The sequence below is a fragment of the Candidatus Skiveiella danica genome, assembly GCF_022705245.1.
In the GTDB taxonomy this organism is placed as follows: Bacteria; Pseudomonadota; Gammaproteobacteria; order Burkholderiales; family Burkholderiaceae_C; genus Skiveiella; species Skiveiella danica.
This window is the reverse complement of record NZ_JAKJEW010000212.1, coordinates 1-501: the sequence shown is the minus strand read 5'-3', so window position 1 is coordinate 501 and position 501 is coordinate 1. Positions and strand designations below refer to the sequence as shown.

At 66.9% G+C, this 501-nt stretch carries 1 protein-coding gene; it reads left to right on the top strand.

The annotated features are described in order from the left end of the window. On the top strand, positions 1 to 501 hold a 501-nt coding region (locus ACMUOY_RS21075; RefSeq protein WP_413894639.1), incomplete at both ends, for a patatin-like phospholipase family protein.

Sequence of the window (501 nt, the reverse complement as noted above, 5' to 3'; positions counted from 1 at the left end):
GCTGCCCAAGGGTGCGGTCAACGGCCAGAAGCTCGGCATCTTCCTGCGCCAGCTCGTCAGCAACGCCGAGGACATCGAACGCTTCGATGCACTGCCGGTGCCGTTTCGCGCCGTGGCCACCGATCTCGTCAACGGCCAGATGAAGGTGTTCGACCGCGGCGACCTGGCGCTGGCGATGCGCGCGTCGATGTCGGTGCCGAGCGCCTTCGCGCCGGTCGAGATCGACAATCATCTGTATGTCGATGGCGGCCTGACCCGCAACCTGCCGGTCGACATCGCGCGCCAGATGGGCGTCGACGTGATCATCGCCGTCAACCTCGGCACGCCGCTGCTGCCACGCGAGGACCTGCAGTCGCTGCTCGGCGTCACGGTGCAGATGATCAGCATCCTGACCGAACAGAACGTGCAGGCGAGTCTCGGCCAGCTCGACAAGCGCCGCGACGTGCTGGTGCTGCCGCAGCTCGACGGCATCAGCTCGGCGGACTTCAGCAAGGCGCGCGA